General features: G+C 59.3%; 13 protein-coding genes. 6 read left to right on the top strand and 7 right to left on the bottom strand.

The features are described from left to right. The first annotated feature begins 30 nt into the window (after positions 1–30). From GQR96_RS17225 to yfaU, 4 genes are read left to right on the top strand one after another with little or no spacing between them, the layout of a single operon-like run. A complete protein-coding gene (locus GQR96_RS17225) occupies positions 31–816 on the top strand; it encodes an IclR family transcriptional regulator (protein WP_048325206.1) in 786 nt (261 codons plus the stop codon). A 10-nt stretch (positions 817–826) separates the two neighbouring features. Continuing rightward, positions 827–2,032 (top strand): L-rhamnonate dehydratase, encoded by a 1,206-nt coding sequence (rhmD, locus tag GQR96_RS17220; RefSeq protein ID WP_065903311.1) that lies wholly within the window; start codon positions 827–829, stop codon positions 2,030–2,032. Between the two features lie 41 nt (positions 2,033–2,073). Then, positions 2,074–3,363, top strand: a complete 1,290-nt coding sequence (locus GQR96_RS17215; protein ID WP_004201705.1) for an MFS transporter — start codon at positions 2,074–2,076, stop codon at positions 3,361–3,363. Between the two features lie 14 nt (positions 3,364–3,377). After that, entirely contained in the window at positions 3,378–4,181 is an 804-nt protein-coding gene (gene yfaU, locus GQR96_RS17210) for a 2-keto-3-deoxy-L-rhamnonate aldolase (protein ID WP_048325201.1), read from the top strand. A 21-nt stretch (positions 4,182–4,202) separates the two neighbouring features. On the opposite strand, the gene glpC is transcribed toward yfaU, so the two are convergent. The 3 genes from glpC to glpA are packed head-to-tail and all read right to left on the bottom strand — an operon-like array spanning position 4,203 to position 8,249. Then, on the bottom strand, positions 4,203–5,381 hold the full coding sequence (gene glpC, locus GQR96_RS17205) for an anaerobic glycerol-3-phosphate dehydrogenase subunit GlpC (RefSeq protein ID WP_043520268.1): 1,179 nt from the start codon (positions 5,379–5,381) through the stop codon (positions 4,203–4,205). Further along, entirely contained in the window at positions 5,378–6,637 is a 1,260-nt protein-coding gene (gene glpB / locus GQR96_RS17200) for a glycerol-3-phosphate dehydrogenase subunit GlpB (protein ID WP_049092580.1), read from the bottom strand. The genes glpC and glpB overlap by 4 nt, the downstream gene beginning before the upstream one ends. Continuing rightward, a complete protein-coding gene (gene glpA / locus GQR96_RS17195; RefSeq protein WP_040181368.1) occupies positions 6,627–8,249 on the bottom strand; it encodes an anaerobic glycerol-3-phosphate dehydrogenase subunit A in 1,623 nt (540 codons plus the stop codon). Before glpA ends, glpB begins: the two co-directional genes overlap by 11 nt. Positions 8,250–8,521: 272 nt before the next feature. On the opposite strand from glpA, the gene glpT reads away from it, so the two are divergent. After that, positions 8,522–9,868, top strand: coding sequence for a glycerol-3-phosphate transporter (glpT, locus tag GQR96_RS17190; RefSeq protein WP_065903300.1), 1,347 nt, complete (start codon positions 8,522–8,524; stop codon positions 9,866–9,868). A 9-nt stretch (positions 9,869–9,877) separates the two neighbouring features. Beyond that, positions 9,878–10,948 carry a glycerophosphodiester phosphodiesterase gene (gene glpQ / locus GQR96_RS17185; protein ID WP_064178367.1) on the top strand — a complete coding sequence of 357 codons (1,071 nt, stop codon included), beginning with the start codon at positions 9,878–9,880 and terminating at the stop codon, positions 10,946–10,948. Between the two features lie 463 nt (positions 10,949–11,411). Here glpQ and yfaE read toward each other — a convergent pair whose 3' ends face one another. The 4 genes from yfaE to ubiG form a co-directional block, all read right to left on the bottom strand. Then, positions 11,412–11,666 carry a class I ribonucleotide reductase maintenance protein YfaE gene (yfaE, locus tag GQR96_RS17180; protein ID WP_004201692.1) on the bottom strand — a complete coding sequence of 85 codons (255 nt, stop codon included), beginning with the start codon at positions 11,664–11,666 and terminating at the stop codon, positions 11,412–11,414. After that, complete coding sequence (nrdB, locus tag GQR96_RS17175; protein ID WP_004140835.1) at positions 11,666–12,796, bottom strand: class Ia ribonucleoside-diphosphate reductase subunit beta; 1,131 nt, start codon at positions 12,794–12,796, stop codon at positions 11,666–11,668. The genes yfaE and nrdB overlap by 1 nt, the downstream gene beginning before the upstream one ends. Before the next feature lie 101 nt (positions 12,797–12,897). After that, positions 12,898–15,183, bottom strand: a complete 2,286-nt coding sequence (gene nrdA, locus GQR96_RS17170) for a class 1a ribonucleoside-diphosphate reductase subunit alpha (RefSeq protein WP_043520274.1) — start codon at positions 15,181–15,183, stop codon at positions 12,898–12,900. 344 nt (positions 15,184–15,527) lie between these two features. Beyond that, the gene (gene ubiG, locus GQR96_RS17165; protein ID WP_004201690.1) at positions 15,528–16,256 is read right to left on the bottom strand and encodes a bifunctional 2-polyprenyl-6-hydroxyphenol methylase/3-demethylubiquinol 3-O-methyltransferase UbiG; all 729 of its coding nucleotides are present in this window, start codon (positions 16,254–16,256) and stop codon (positions 15,528–15,530) included. Between the last annotated feature and the right edge of the window lie 84 nt (positions 16,257–16,340).

Below are 16,340 nucleotides of genomic sequence, written 5' to 3'. Positions count from 1 at the left end.
TGATTCCAGTATTCAGGATTGGAGTCCAGTATGTTGGAATCAACGAAAGTCCCGGCGCTGACCCGCGCGATTGAGATCCTCAATTTAATTGGCCGCATCGGACCCTGCAGCGCGGCGACGATAATAGCGGAGCTGGGGATCCCGAAAAGCACGGTTTATCTGCTGCTGGGCGAGCTGAAAAAGCAGCGCTTCATCAGTATGGATAATCAGGATAACTACTGCCTGTGGACCAAACTGGTGGAGCTGGCCGGGCAGGCGCTAAGCAAAATGGACCTGCGCGAGCTGGCGCGGCCACGCCTGACCCGGCTGATGGATGAGTGCGGCCTGCTCTGCCATCTGGGCATTATCGATCACGGTAACGCCTACTACATTCTGAAAATTGAATCACCCGCCACCATTAGCGTGCGTTCGCACGAAGGAAAGAGCCTGTCGCTTTACCGCTCCGGGATCGGCAAATGTTTGCTGGCCTGGCAGCCCGCCGGGGTTCAGGCATCCATTATCGATGAACTGCAGTGGGAGCGGGCTACGCCAACGACCATCAGCAATGCTCAACAGCTGCGGGAGGAGCTGCGGCGGATCCGCGCCCGGGGCTGGAGCTTTGATAATGGCGAGGACTACCCGGATGTGCGCTGCGTGGCCGCCCCGGTTTTTAACGCCAATAACGACCTGACCGCCGCCATCTCGGTGGTGGGCACCCGTCTGCAAATCAATGAAGACAATCGCGATTATCTGGCCGGTAAGGCGATTGCCTGCGCGAAAGATATTTCACGACTGCTGGGGTGGAAAAGCCCCTTCGAACAACTCGCCTCATCATAAGGAGAACACCATGACCCTACCGAAAATTAAACACGTCCGTGCCTGGTTTACCGGCGGCGCCACGGCAGAGCAGGGCGCCGGCGGCGGCGATTACCACGATCAGGGGGCTAACCACTGGATTGACGATCATATCGCTACCCCGATGAGCAAATATAAACAGTATGAGCAGTCCCGCCAGTCGTTTGGCATCAACGTGCTGGGCACGCTGATTGTGGAAGTGGAGGCTGACAACGGGCAGACCGGCTTTGCCGTGTCGACGGCCGGAGAGATGGGCTGCTTTATCGTGGAGAAACATCTCAACCGCTTTATCGAAGGCAAATGCGTCAGCGATATCAAACTGATCCATGACCAGATGCTCAACGCCACCCTTTACTACGCGGGATCCGGCGGTCTGGTGATGAACACTATCTCCTGTGTCGACCTCGCGCTGTGGGATCTGTTCGGGAAAGTGGTTGGCCTGCCGGTCTACAAACTGCTGGGCGGAGCGGTGCGTGACGAAATCCAGTTCTATGCTACCGGCGCTCGTCCGGATCTGGCGCAGGAGATGGGCTTTATCGGCGGCAAAATGCCCACCCACTGGGGGCCGCACGATGGCGACGCCGGGATCCGCAAAGACGTCGCCATGGTGGCGGACATGCGCGAAAAATGCGGCCCGGATTTCTGGTTAATGCTGGACTGCTGGATGAGCCAGGACGTTAACTATGCCACCAAACTTGCCCATGCCTGCGTCCCTTACAACCTCAAGTGGATCGAAGAGTGCCTGCCGCCGCAGCAGTATGAAGGCTATCGCGAGCTGAAGCGCCAGGCGCCGGCCGGGATGATGGTGACCAGCGGCGAGCACCACGGCACCCTGCAGTCCTTCCGCACCCTGTCGGAGACCGGGATTGATATTATGCAGCCCGACGTCGGCTGGTGCGGCGGCTTAACCACGCTGGTGGAGATAGCGGCTATTGCTAAAGCGCGCGGGCAGCTGGTGGTGCCGCACGGCTCGTCGGTGTACTCACATCATGCGGTGATCACCTTCACCAACACGCCGTTCAGCGAGTTTCTGATGACCAGTCCGGACTGCGCCACGCTGCGTCCGCAGTTCGACCCGATCCTGCTCGACGAGCCGGTGCCTGAGAGGGGGCGCATTCATAAATCGGTACTGGATAAACCCGGTTTTGGCGTCGAACTCAATCGCGACTGCAACCTGAAACGTCCTTATCAACACTGATCCCCCGGGCCGCCCGGCGGCCCACGCCTGAGGATATTATGATGAGCAACACTCTGCTGGAGAGCGTGGTGAAGAAAAACCGCGCCCGCTTAATCCCCTTTATGCTGGCGCTGTACGTGCTGGCGTTTCTTGACCGTTCGAATATCGGTTTCGCCAAAGAGACCTACCAGCTGGATACGGGCCTCAGCAACGAAGCCTATGCGCTGGGGGCGGGGATTTTCTTTGTGGTCTATGCCTTTCTCGGGGTACCGGCCAACCTGCTGATGCGCAAATTCGGCGCCAGAAAATGGATCGGCTGCACCACGCTGCTGTGGGGCGTGCTGTCGGCGGCGATGGCGTGGGCGGATACGGAAGCGAAATTCCTGCTGGTACGCACCCTGCTGGGCGCGGCGGAGGCGGGCTTCTTCCCCGGCATGATCTACCTCACTTCACAGTGGTTTCCCCAGCAAAACCGCGCCAGCATTATGGGGCTTTTTTATATGGGGGCGCCGCTGGCGCTGACGCTCGGTTCGCCTTTATCCGGCGCACTGCTGGAGATGCATGGGTTTATGGGCCATCCCGGCTGGTTCTGGATGTTTGTGATTGAAGGCCTGCTTGCTGTCGCCGCGGGAGCGTTCACCTTCTTCTGGCTGGACGATTCGCCGCAGCATGCCCGCTTCCTGAGCGCTGCGGAGAAACAGGCGCTGATCGGCGAGCTGGCGCGAGAGGAGGAGAAAAAGGTCACCTCGCGCCTGTCCGATGCGCTGCGTAACGGGCGGGTCTGGCAGCTGGCGCTGATTTACATGACCATTCAGGTGGCGGTCTATGGCCTGATTTTCTTCCTGCCTACTCAGGTCGCCGCGCTGTTGGGCACCAAAGTCGGCTTCATTGCGTCGGTGGTGACGGCTATCCCATGGGTGGCGGCGCTGTTCGGCACCTGGCTTATCCCTCGCTACTCCGATCGCACCGGCGAGCGGCGCAATATTGCCGCGCTGACGCTGCTGGCGGCAGCGGTCGGGATTGCGGTTTCCGGGCTGGTGGCGCCGGTGCTGGCTATCATCGCGCTGTGCGTGGCGGCGGTTGGGGTGATTGCCGTGCAGCCGGTCTTCTGGACGATGCCGACGCAGCTGCTCTCCGGCACGGCGCTGGCCGCCGGGATTGGCTTCGTTAACCTGTTTGGCGCCATTGGCGGCTTTCTGGCGCCGATCGTTCGCGTGCAGGCCGAAACGCTGTTCGCCAGCAGCGCCGCCGGACTGTTAACCCTGGCCGGCGTGGCCATCGTCGGGGTGATCATCATCTTCTCATTAAGCCTCACCCGCGCGGTTCCTCAGCGCGGCAGCGTACAGCATTGATTAAAGGAATCGCTATGAACGCACTGTTATCTAACCCCTTCAAACGTGGATTATTACGCGGTGAGACGCAAATTGGCCTGTGGCTGAGCTCGACCTCCTCCTATATGGCGGAGATTGCCGCCACCTCAGGATATGACTGGCTGCTGATCGACGGCGAGCATGCCCCGAACACCATTCAGGACCTTTATCATCAGCTCCAGGCCATCGCTCCCTATGCCAGTCAGCCGGTGATCCGACCGGTGGAGGGCAGCCGCAGCCTGATAAAACAGGTGCTGGATATTGGCGCCAGAACGTTGCTGGTGCCGATGGTCGATACCGCCGAGCAGGCGCGGGAAGTCGTCTCGGCAACCCGTTATCCTCCCGTCGGTAGCCGCGGCGTGGGCGCCGGCGTGGCCCGGGCGGCACGCTGGGGCAGAGTGGAGAATTATATGGCGGAGGCGAATGACGAACTCTGTCTGCTGATTCAGGTAGAGAGCCGAACCGCGCTGGAAAATCTGGACGCTATCCTCGAGGTGGAGGGCATTGACGGCGTATTTATCGGTCCGGCGGATCTCTCCGCTTCGCTGGGGCACCCGGACGATGCCGGCCATCCTGACGTGCAGCGGGTGATTGAGCAGAGCATCCGGCGCATTCGCACGGCGGGAAAAGCGGCCGGATTTCTGGCGGTCGACCCGGCGATGGCGGAAAAATGTCTCGCCTGGGGGGCCAATTTCGTCGCCGTCGGGGTCGATACCATGCTCTACACCGAGGCGCTGGACCGCCGGCTGGCGATGTTTAAATCCGCCAGCGCTCAGCCGCAGGGGAAAGCGAGCTATTGACGGCGCAGGCTGGCGCCGGACTCAGGCGAGCGCCTGCGCCAGCACCGTCAGCGGATGTTCGCAGCGTTTGCTGGTGGACATTTCTATCTGCCATTTGCAGGTCTCGCAGTCGGTGACGACGATGTCGGCTCCGCTCTCCTCAATCTGACGGAACAGCGGGGCGCCGATAGCCTGGGATACCGCGTAATTCTCAGTCTTAAACCCGTAGGTGCCGGCGATGCCGCAGCACTGGGAATCCAGCACCTCCAGCTGCAGGCCGGGGATCAGCCGTAGCAGTTCGAGGGTATACAGCGACCAGCCCATTTTCTCCATATGGCACGGGGTGTGATAGACCACCTTCAGCGGCAGCCGGCGCAGCGGCAGCGTTTTGCCACTATCCAGTTGTTTCCAGATCCAGCGAGTGGCCAGTTCCACCCGGTCGCGGAGGTCGCTGTTGTCAACATCCAGGAGGTGAGGGTATTCATCGCGCAGGGTAAAGGTGCAGGTCGAAGAGGTGGCAATGATCGGCAGCGCGTTTTCCCGCATCGCGGCGACGTTGCTCAGCGCCTGCTTACGTGCTTTGTCAAAAAAGCCGTTGGCGATCAGCGGCACGCCGCAGCATTTTTCCCTTGATAACAACTGCACGCCGGTGCCCAGCGCATTGACGACGCGAATCAGGTCCTTGCCCAGCTGCGGGTGGTTATAGTTGACGTAGCAACCATGAAAGAAGGCCACCTGCTCAGGGTACTGCGTCTGGTGGGCCGCGAGCTGGCGGTAAGCGCGGCGGAAGGTACCGAAGCCATATTTCGGCAGCGTGCGGCGATGATCGATATGGAGCGCTGCGTCGAGCAGGCGGCGTACCGGTTTTAAGCCGGTGGTGGCATTAACCAGTGGGGCAAAGGGGGTGGAAAGGGTGCCCATCAGGTCGGTATGGCTGAGGATGGCGTCGCGCAGGGTCGGCTTTTGCTGGCCGTACTGTGCCCGGGCGCGTTGAATGATATCGCCAATTTTCACATCCGACGGGCAGGCCACCTCACAGCGCTTGCAGTTGATGCAGTACTTGAGCGCCTCATCGTACAGCGCGCCATCCTTCAGGCGGAGGCGTTCGCCATCCGGCCCCGCCTGTTTCGGCCCGGGATAACGCGGATTGACCCGGCTTACCGGACAGGTGGTGGTACAGACCGTGCACTTAATGCAGCTTTCAAAATGGGTATCGTTCATGGCCGGCCTCCGGCAAGGGCGTGGATCTGTCTGGCGGCGTGCAGCGCGGTGACGGCACAGACCCCGCCGCCGCAGCCGAGCTGAATGGCATCGAACCCGCCGAGCAGCGAACCGATGGCGAACAGATTGCTGAACGGCTGCCCGCTCAGCAGGGGACGCAGCAGGGCATCGGTTTTCACCCCGAAGCGCTGCCACGGCTGGGAGGCAAAGAAGTCCCGCTGGTACCAGTCGTCGCGCGGCAGGGTCTGTTGCAGATCGAGACCAAGAATGGGTTCGCGCACGCTCTCCCGCGTGGCGACAAGACCGTTACTGAAAAAGCTGCCGCTGGCCAGCACGGTAAAACGCGGACGCAGCGCAATATCGCCGTGATTTCGCGTCCAGACGGCCTCGACGGCGCCCTGTCGATGGCTGATGTTCACCACTTCATCGCCGGCAAGCCAGGTGCCGCCGCCGCGAATAAACTGCCGCTGCAGCAGACTGTGCAGGCGCATCCCGGGAACCGAAGGCGGCAGCGTTGGCAGCAGACGCAGCGGGCAGGGCAGGCGCGCCTGCAGCCAGTGGTACAGGCGATCGTCGGCGAGACCAAAGCAGGCGGGCATGATCAGCAGCTCATGCTGCTGCGCCAGCGGCAGCAGCGCCGCGTGCAGGGCAGGCCAGTGGTTTTCATCGTCGAGGAGGCGGGCGATATTGGCGGCGCGAAATTCGGTGGGGTTGTCACGCAACACATCCAGCAGCGGTAACTCGATTTCCGCCGCCACGGCGGTAACGCCGGTTTGCCCGAGCGCGGCGGCGGCGAGATGCGGCTGAAAATCGGCAAAGCCGCTGATCCCCACCAGGCAGACCCCTTGTCGGGGGAGTGGCGCGACAGGCACCTCCTGCGGCGATAGCCACGCCGCGCGCAGCGTCCCCAGCGGCGTTACTCGCCGGTGCGGGTGGTGCGCGTCGCCCTGCATCACCGCCCCGCAGGTGGTCAGCAGGGCTTCAGTCTGTTTAGCGTATTCGAGCACCGCCCCGGCCCCGAGCCGGGAATAAGGGTGCTCAGGAAGCAGTTCAGCGAGCTGCTGCAGACCTTGCGCGAGGTCAGTGACGTTATCGCCGTTCGGCAGCGCCGAGAGCAGATCTAACGACGCGGAGGAAAAATGCAGCGCGCTTTGCCCGCGGCTGATGATAACGCTGCGCAGGCCGGACTGATTCAGCGTCAGGCCGCACAGCAGACCGGCCAGTCCGCCGCCGATAATCGCGCAGTCAAATTTCATCCTGATGCTCCTGTGGCAGTCCGCACAGGCCGAGGTAGACCCAGCGGGTGAATTCGCTTTCGCGCAGCGCGTCGCCCCAGGCGATGGGCTGCACGCCCTTCCAGCGTTCATTGAGAAACGCCGACAGCTGGGCCAACGACTGCGCGGGGGTGGTGACGTTAAAGCGCTGCAGCAGCCCGGCGGCGCGGCAGGCGCAGAGTTCCCCCTGGCAGGTCCCCATGCCAATCCGGGTACGGCGGCGCAGGTCGAGCAGGGTGTTAACCGCCAGATTTTCCACCGCGTATTTCACTTCACCAGCGGTGACGGCTTCGCATTCGCAGACCAGGCTACGGTGCTGGCGGCTGTCGCCAAGCCAGGCCGGAGTGCGATCGCCATGGCGGTAGACGGCAGAGCCGCGCAGCGGGCCAGGCAGGGAGATAATTTTTCGCAGGGTGCTTTCCGTCGGCTCCTGTGAGCCGGGCAGCGGGCTCTCGGCCGTGGTACAGGGGGTGGTGTTGCCCAGCTTACGACAGACGGCGTCGGTGGCCCACTCGGCCATCAGGCGATAGGTCATCAGCTTGCCGCCGGTGATGGTAATGAAGCCTTCCATGCCGTCACGCTGAGCATGGTCGAGCAGGACGATGCCGCGGCTGACGCTGCGTCCGCTGGGATCGTTGTCGCTGGCCACCAGCGGGCGGACGCCGGAGTAGGCGCGGAGGATCCGGGTGTGGCCCATGACCGGCGCCAGCTTTTCGCCTTCGCGCAGCAGGGTATCGACTTCCGCGGTCGTGACCCGGTTGTCGTCAATTTCATCATAAGGAATATGCATCGAGGTGGTGCCAATCAGCGAGATGGTATCCCCAGGCACCAGAATATCGGCATCGGCCGGCTTACGGCAGCGGTTGATCACCAGGTTGTTAATCCGGTGGTCGAGGATCAACAGCGATCCCTTCGCCGGGAACATGGTGATGCGCAGGTCGGCATATTCCGCAATGCGCTGCCCCCAGATCCCGGCGGCATTAACCACTACCCCGGCGTACAGCGTGCGGGCCTGGTGAAGCTGACTGTCGTATACCTGGACGCCGCAGACGCGATCGCCCTGGCGCAGCAGGCCAGTGACTTCGCAGCCGGTGAGGATCTGCGCGCCGTGTTCGCGGGCGTCGAGCATATTGGCCGCGGTGAGGCGAAACGGGTCAATGGTGCCGTCCGGAACCTGCACCGCCCCCAGCAGCGCCGGGTTGACGGCGGGCTCGCGGCGCAGCGCCTCCTGCGCAGAGAGCGGCGTGGCCTCTATGCCAGCCTGCTGGCAGGCGGCGATAAAGGTCTGCTGATATGCCAGATCGTCTTCAGGCAGGGTTATGAACAGACCGCCGGCTGGTTCGATACAGTGACGGGCGATGCGGCGCAGGATGCGGTTCTCACTGATGCATTCGCGGGCGGATTCGTTGTCAGTCACCGCATAGCGGGCGCCGCTGTGCAGCAGTCCATGATTACGGCCGGTGGCCCCGGTGGCGATATCATGACGCTCAATGAGCAGTGTGCGTAATCCGCGCCGGGCGCAATCGCGGGCGATACCGGCGCCGGTTGCTCCGCCGCCGATGATAATAACCTCGCTATCCAGACGTCCCGTCATCTTCAGCTCCTTTGCTTTCGTTTAACACCATTTAGCCACAGTCTATAAGGTTATTGTTTGATTTCGAGCATATTCGCGCGTTATTTGAGCGTGTTATGTGATTTCGTGCTCACATTGGAACCTTTTGTCATATTTATGTAACAAATTGTGCGATGTTTCACAGTATCAGCTCTACGTATTGCCTACCATCGCGGCCAGATTCGAAGTTAGTGATTAATCTGGGATTGTTGTCGTGACGTTAGTAAAAAACAGCAAGGGCCACGGAGGCTGATATGTTAAGTATTTTTAAACCCGCCGCGCATAAAGCGCGTTTGCCAGCCGCGGAGATCGACCCGCTCTATCGTCGGTTACGCTGGCAGATTTTTATCGGCATCTTCTTTGGTTATGCCGCTTACTATCTGGTTCGTAAGAACTTTGCCCTGGCGATGCCCTATCTTATCGAGCAGGGTTTCTCCCGCGGCGACCTCGGTTTCGCCCTTTCCGGCATCTCCATTGCCTACGGATTTTCGAAATTCATCATGGGATCGGTCTCTGACCGTTCGAATCCGCGCATTTTCCTGCCGGCGGGGCTGATCCTCGCCGCGCTGGTGATGCTGGTGATGGGCTTCGTACCGTGGGCCACCTCGAGCATCATGATCATGTTCGTGCTGCTGTTCCTCTGCGGCTGGTTCCAGGGGATGGGCTGGCCGCCGTGCGGCCGTACCATGGTCCACTGGTGGTCGCAGAAAGAGCGTGGCGGAATTGTTTCAGTGTGGAACTGCGCGCATAACGTCGGCGGCGGGATCCCGCCGCTGTTGTTCCTGTTGGGTATGGCCTGGTTTAACGACTGGCACGCGGCGCTCTATATGCCGGCGTTCGCCGCTATCCTGCTGGCGATTTTCGCCTTTGCGATGATGCGCGATACTCCGCAATCCTGCGGCCTGCCGCCAATCGAAGAATATAAAAATGACTACCCGGACGATTACAGCGAAGAGCATGAACAAGAGCTGACGGCGAAGCAGATCTTTATGCAGTACATTCTGCCGAACAAGCTGCTGTGGTACATCGCGGTCGCCAACGTCTTCGTTTATCTGCTGCGCTACGGCATTCTCGACTGGTCGCCGACCTACCTGAAAGAGGTGAAGCACTTCGCGCTGGATAAATCCTCCTGGGCCTACTTCCTGTACGAGTACGCGGGGATCCCGGGCACCCTGCTGTGCGGTTGGATGTCGGATAAAGTGTTTAAAGGCAACCGCGGCGCCACCGGCGTATTCTTTATGACCCTGGTCACCATCGCCACCGTCGTGTACTGGCTGAACCCGCCGGGTAACCCGGGCGTCGATATGGCCTGTATGATTATTATCGGCTTCCTGATCTACGGCCCGGTGATGCTGATTGGTCTGCATGCGCTGGAGCTGGCGCCGAAGAAAGCTGCCGGTACCGCGGCAGGCTTCACCGGTCTGTTCGGTTATCTCGGCGGCTCCGTGGCCGCGAGCGCCATCGTCGGCTACACCGTCGATTTCTTCGGCTGGGACGGCGGCTTTATGGTAATGATCGGCGGCAGTGTGCTGGCGGTCGTCCTGCTGGTTATCGTGATGCTCGGTGAACGCCGCCATCATCAACAGCTGAAACAAGCCTAAGGAGCGGCGATGAACATGAAACTCACCGCGCTAATGAGCGGCATGATGTTGGCCAGTTCGGCGCTGTGCTTCAGCGCGACAGCGGCGGATAAAATGGTTATCGCCCACCGGGGCGCCAGCGGTTATCTGCCCGAACATACCCTGCCGGCGAAAGCGATGGCCTACGCGCAGGGGGCGGATTACCTTGAGCAAGACCTGGTGATGACCAAAGACGACCGGCTGGTGGTGTTGCACGACCATTATCTCGACCGGGTGACCGACGTCGCTCAGCGCTTCCCGCAGCGGGCGCGTCAAGATGGCCGTTTCTACGCCATCGACTTTACCCTGGCCGAGATTAAGTCGCTGAAGTTTACCGAAGGCTTTGAGCCGAAAGATGGCAAGAACGTGCAAACCTACCCCGGGCGTTTCCCGATGGGCAAATCCGATTTCCGCATTCATACCTTTGAAGAGGAGATTGAGTTTGTCCAGGGGCTGAATCATTCCACCGGCAAAAACATCGGTATTTACCCGGAAATCAAAGCGCCGTGGTTCCACCATCAGGAAGGCAAAGATATTGCTGCCAGCACCCTGAAAGTGCTGAAAGAGTATGGCTACACCAGCAAGCAGGATAAGGTCTATCTGCAGTGCTTTGACGCCAACGAGCTGAAGCGCATTAAAAATGAGCTGGAGCCGAAGATGGGCATGGATCTTAATCTGGTGCAGCTCATCGCCTATACCGACTGGAATGAAACCCAGCAGAAACAGGCCGATGGCCAATGGGTGAACTACAGCTATGACTGGATGTTCAAGCCGGGGGCCATGGCGCAGATTGCACAATACGCCGACGGCATTGGTCCGGATTACCATATGCTGGTGGCGGAAGGCTCAAAGCCGGGGGCGGTGAAGTTGACGGCGATGGTGAAAGAGGCGCACGCCAGCCATCTGCAGGTGCATCCGTACACCGTGCGCGCGGATCAGTTGCCGGAGTACGCGACTAACGTTAATCAGCTCTATGACCTGCTGTATAACCAGGCGGGCGTCGACGGCTTGTTTACCGATTTCCCGGATAAAGCGGTGCAGTTCCTGGACGCGAAACGCTAAAAAGCCGGGTGGCGGTTGCGCCTTACCCGGCGTACGAACTGCGGTTTTGTTGACACGGTTCTCGGCGTGCAACGATTTCGACCCGGGAATAACGTTTGTTCTATGATATTTCCTGGAAGATTGCGCTCCCGATATTTCTTCTGCGTTATGCCTTTCATAGCGCAGGGAGTGCACAGGGGGAGGCCAGTCGCCGCCTCCCCCTGTACCCCCGGGCTCCGGCCAGCAAAATCGCCGCTGCGCGGTCCCTTCGACTTATCCCTGCAGGCTTCGGATCGGGCCGAGGCAGCATCCAAGCAAAACACGGCCCTCAGCCCGCATCCATGCGGGCTGCCCCGGCCTTCCGGGAACGTCTCAGCGATTTTGAGGCCGTCAACACCGTCAGTTTCAGCAGCCCAGGGCGGCAGTACGTAAACGGCCGGTCCTGGAACAGTAGCTCAGGTAAGTGTAGCGCCACCTGACAAGACTACATCTCGATCTCAATATCGCCTTTCGCCCGGCAGCAGCAGGGCAAAATCTCGCCCGGCTGGATAAAGGCCAGCGGCTCGGTCAGCCAGTCAACCTGGCCGGAGACCAGACGGGTGCGGCAGGAGCCGCAATAGCCTGCGCGGCATTGATACTCGACGTCGATATTATGCGATTCAAGAGCAGCCAACAGGGAAGGGTGTTCATCCTGACACTCAAGGCGAGTGTCAGAGATTTTCAAGAAGATCCGCTTCATTACAGCTGGAAGTTGCTCAGATCGTCAGCGTCGACTTCAGAATCGATCTGGCCGACGAGATAAGAGCTGACTTCCACTTCCTGCGGCGCGACCTGAACGTTGTCGGAGACCAGCCAGGTGTTGATCCACGGGATCGGGTTGGAGCGGGTCTGGAACGGCAGATCAAGGCCCACCGCCTGCATGCGGATATTGGTGATGTACTCGACGTACTGGCAGAGAATATCTTTGTTCAGGCCAATCATCGAGCCGTCGCGGAACAGGTAGTCCGCCCACTCTTTCTCCTGCTGGGCCGCCAGCACGAACAGATCATAGCACTCCTGTTTGCACTCTTCGGCGATTTCCGCCATTTCCGGATCGTCGCTGCCGGAGCGCAGCAGGTTCAGCATATGCTGAGTGCCGGTCAGGTGCAGCGCTTCATCGCGGGCGATCAGGCGGATAATTTTGGCGTTGCCTTCCATCAGTTTGCGCTCGGCGAAAGCGAAGGAGCAGGCGAAGCTGACGTAGAAGCGGATCGCTTCCAGGGCGTTAACGCTCATCAGGCACAGATAGAGTTTCTTTTTCAGCTCGCGCAGATTGACGGTCACGGTCTTGCCGTTGACGGTGTGGGTGCCTTCGCCCAGCAGGTGCCAGTAGCTGGTCATTTCGATCAGCGAATCGTAATAGTGGGAGATCCCCTCGGCACGCTTCTGGATCTGCTCGTTGGTGACGATATCGTCGAACACGGTCGCCGGATCGTTGACGATGTTGCGGATGATATGGGTGTACGAGCGCGAGTGAATGGTCTCAGAGAAGGCCCAGGTTTCCACCCAGGTCTCCAGCTCCGGGATGGAGATCAGCGGCAGCAGAGCGACGTTCGGGCTGCGGCCCTGGATGGAGTCGAGCAGCGTCTGGTACTTCAGGTTGCTGATGAAAATGTGTTTTTCATGTTCCGGCAGCGCCTGGTAGTCGATGCGATCGCGGGAAACGTCAACCTCTTCCGGGCGCCAGAAGAAGGAGAGCTGCTTTTCAATCAGCTTTTCAAAGATGTCGTATTTTTGCTGATCGTAGCGGGCCACGTTAACCGGCTGGCCAAAAAACATTGGCTCAAGCAACTGATCGTTTTTCGTCTGTGAAAAAGTGGTGTATGCCATTGAAGTGAGTCCTGTTGAACTGTATTGCCCGGCGGGAATGGGTTGGCCGGGCCTACAAAATCGTAGGCCGGGTAAGCGTAGCGCCACCCGGCAAAAATACCTTAGATCTTACAAGCGCCGCTTTCGCAGCCGTCGTCCTGAATGGACGGGGCCAGGTCATCCTGAGCGTCTTCAGCGCCATCACGGGTGTTGTGATAGTACAGCGTTTTGACGCCGAATTTATAGGCGTTGAGCAGGTCTTTCAGCAACTGCTGCATCGGCACTTTTCCGGACGGGAAGCGCGTCGGATCGTAGTTGGTATTCGCAGAGATCGACTGGTCGATAAACTTCTGCATGATACCCACCAGCTGCAGGTAGCCGTCGTTGTTCGGCATTTCCCACAGCAGCTCGTAGGCGTTCTGCAGGTTTTCGTAGTCCGGCACCACCTGGCGCAGGATCCCATCCTTCGAGGCTTTGATACTCACGTGACCGCGCGGCGGCTCGATGCCATTGGTGGCGTTGGAGATCTGCGACGAGGTCTCGGACGGCATCAGCGCGGAGAGCGTAGAGTTGCGCAGGCCGTGGGTTTTAATGGACTCGCGAAGCGCTTCCCAGTCGTAGTGCAGGGATTCGCTGACGATGCTGTCCAGGTCTTTTTTGTAGGTATCGATCGGCAGGATACCCTGCGCATAGGTGGTTTCGTTGAACCACGGGCAGGCGCCCTGTTCGATAGCCAGCTCGTTGGAGGCCTTCAGCAGGTAGTACTGAATCGCTTCGAACGTTTTGTGGGTCAGGTTGTTGGCGCTGCCGTCGGAGTAGCGTTTGCCATGCTTCGCCAGATAGTAAGCGAAGTTGATCACGCCGATGCCCAGCGTACGGCGGCCCATTGCGCCGCGTTTGGCGGCCGGGATGGGGTAATCCTGATAGTCGAGCAGCGCGTCCAGGGCACGCACCGCCAGCACCGCCAGCTCTTCCAGCTCGTCGAGGCTGTCGATAGCCCCGAGGTTGAAGGCCGACAGGGTGCACAGCGCGATTTCGCCGTTTTCGTCGTTGACGTCTTCCAGCGGTTTAGTCGGCAGAGCGATCTCCAGGCACAGGTTAGACTGGCGCACCGGGGCGACCACCGGATCGAACGGGCTGTGGGTGTTGCAGTGGTCGACGTTCTGGATGTAGATGCGGCCGGTGGAGGCGCGCTCCTGCATCATCAGCGAGAACAGCTCAACCGCTTTAATGCGCTGCTTGCGAATGCTGTCGTCCTGCTCGTACTGGGTGTACAGGCGCTCAAACTCGTCCTGATCGGCGAAGAAGGCGTCATACAGGCCCGGGACGTCGGAAGGGCTGAACAGGGTAATGTCGCCGCCCTTCAGCAGACGGGTGTACATCAGCTTATTGATCTGCACCCCGTAGTCCATGTGACGAACGCGGTTGGCGTCGGTACCGCGGTTGTTTTTCAGCACCAACAGGCTTTCCACTTCCAGATGCCACATTGGGTAGAAGAGGGTCGCCGCGCCGCCGCGAACGCCGCCCTGCGAGCAGGATTTCACCGCGGTCTGGAAATGTTTGTAGAACGGAATGCAGCCGGTGTGGAAGGCTTCGCCGCCGCGGATCGGGCTGCCCAGCGCGCGAATGCGGCCGGCGTTGATGCCGATGCCGGCGCGCTGGGAAACGTATTTCACAATCGCGCTGGAGGTGGCATTGATGGAATCCAGGCTGTCGCCGCACTCGATCAGCACGCAGGAGCTGAACTGACGGGTCGGGGTACGCACGCCGGACATGATCGGCGTCGGCAGCGAGATTTTAAAGGTCGACACCGCGTCGTAGAAACGCTTGATGTAGTCCAGACGCGTTTCGCGCGGGTAGTTAGAGAACAGGCAGGCAGCCACCAGAATATAAAGGAACTGCGCGCTCTCATAAATTTCGCCGGTGACGCGGTTCTGTACCAGATACTTGCCTTCCAGCTGCTTCACGGCAGCGTAGGAGAAGTTCATATCGCGCCAGTGGTCGAGGAAACCGTCCATCTGCTGGAACTCTTCTTCCGTGTAGTCTTCCAGCAGATGATGATCGTATTTACCCTTCTCGACCATCTTCACCACGTGATCGTAAAGCGCCGGCGGCTCAAACTGGCCGAAGGCTTTTTTACGCAAGTGGAAGATCGCCAGACGTGCGGCGAGGTACTGGTAATCCGGCGCCTCGCGGGAGATCAGGTCCGCAGCGGCTTTAATAATGGTTTCGTGGATGTCCGCGGTTTTAATGCCGTCATAGAACTGGATATGCGAGCGCAGCTCTACCTGGGAAATCGAAACGTTATTCAGTCCTTCTGCCGCCCAATCCAGTACGCGATGGATTTTGTCGAGATTGATGCGCTCGGTGGTCCCGTCGCGCTTTGTCACCAGCAGACTCTGATTCATGTGGATTTTACCTGTCCGTGAAAGAAAATATCCCCCGTTTATCCACAGAAGGCCGTTGTGACTAACTCTGTGGATAAATACTATATGTAGGGGGTTGTCGATAAAAGGAACGCTATATGGTGAGTATTTTAGTAAGGAATCTTTTGAGTACAAGGGTTGATTTTGACGTTAAATTGAGGTTGCGGAAGGGTAATAATCCGCAAGTCCACGTCGCATAAGGCCTGGAGAAGAAGTCAATAAAACAGAAAAAAAAATGAAAATTTGATCGAGTGCTGATTTCTTCATCGGAAGAAATAATCACGCGGCTTGATGCCGCGCAATCATCATAAGCGCAGCTGCTGACGTCACGCTTTTTTGGCGCTGGTATGCAACATATAGTTAACATCAACCCCTGGCGCCAACTTGAAGGTGTTGGTCAACGGATTGTAATGCAGACCGATGATATGCTGCTCTTTCAGAGTAGTCTGATCTACCCAGCCCAGCAGTTCGGCCGGCTTGATAAACTTTTTCACATCATGGGTGCCTTTGGGCACCATCTTCATGACATATTCCGCGCCGACCACCGCCATCAGCCACGCTTTACCGTTGCGGTTGATGGTGGAGAAGAAGACCTGACCGCCAGGCTTCACCAGCCGCGCGCAGGCGTGGACTACCGACTGTGGGTCAGGGACGTGCTCCAGCATCTCCATGCAGGTGACGACATCGTATTGCTGCGCGTGCTTCGCGGCATGTTCCTCAACCGTTTCCTGAACATATTCCACCTGAATACCGCTCTCCAGGGCGTGCAGTTTCGCCACCTGCAGCGGCTCTGCGCCCATGTCCAGTCCGGTGACCGTCGCGCCTTCGCGCGCCATACTCTCGGCGAGGATGCCGCCGCCGCAGCCGACATCGAGGACTTTTTTACCGAACAGGCCGCCTGAGCGTTCGGCGATATAGCCCAGCCGCAGGGGATTAATGCGGTGGAGCGGTTTGAACTCGCCCTCCAGATCCCACCAGCGCGAGGCGACGGCTTCGAATTTGGCGATTTCAGCATGATCGACGTTAGGGGCTACCGACGTTTTTTCGGCATTCATGGGCGCTTTTACTCCTTTTCTGTTCAGACCTGGGAGTATATCAGCAGCGCGCCATGAATAAACCGTATTGCTTTACCTCTCTTA

It is taken from the genome of Klebsiella sp. PCX, assembly GCF_021869705.1.
Lineage (GTDB): Bacteria > Pseudomonadota > Gammaproteobacteria > Enterobacterales > Enterobacteriaceae > Klebsiella > Klebsiella quasipneumoniae.
This window is presented reverse-complemented; position numbering and strand designations above follow the sequence as displayed.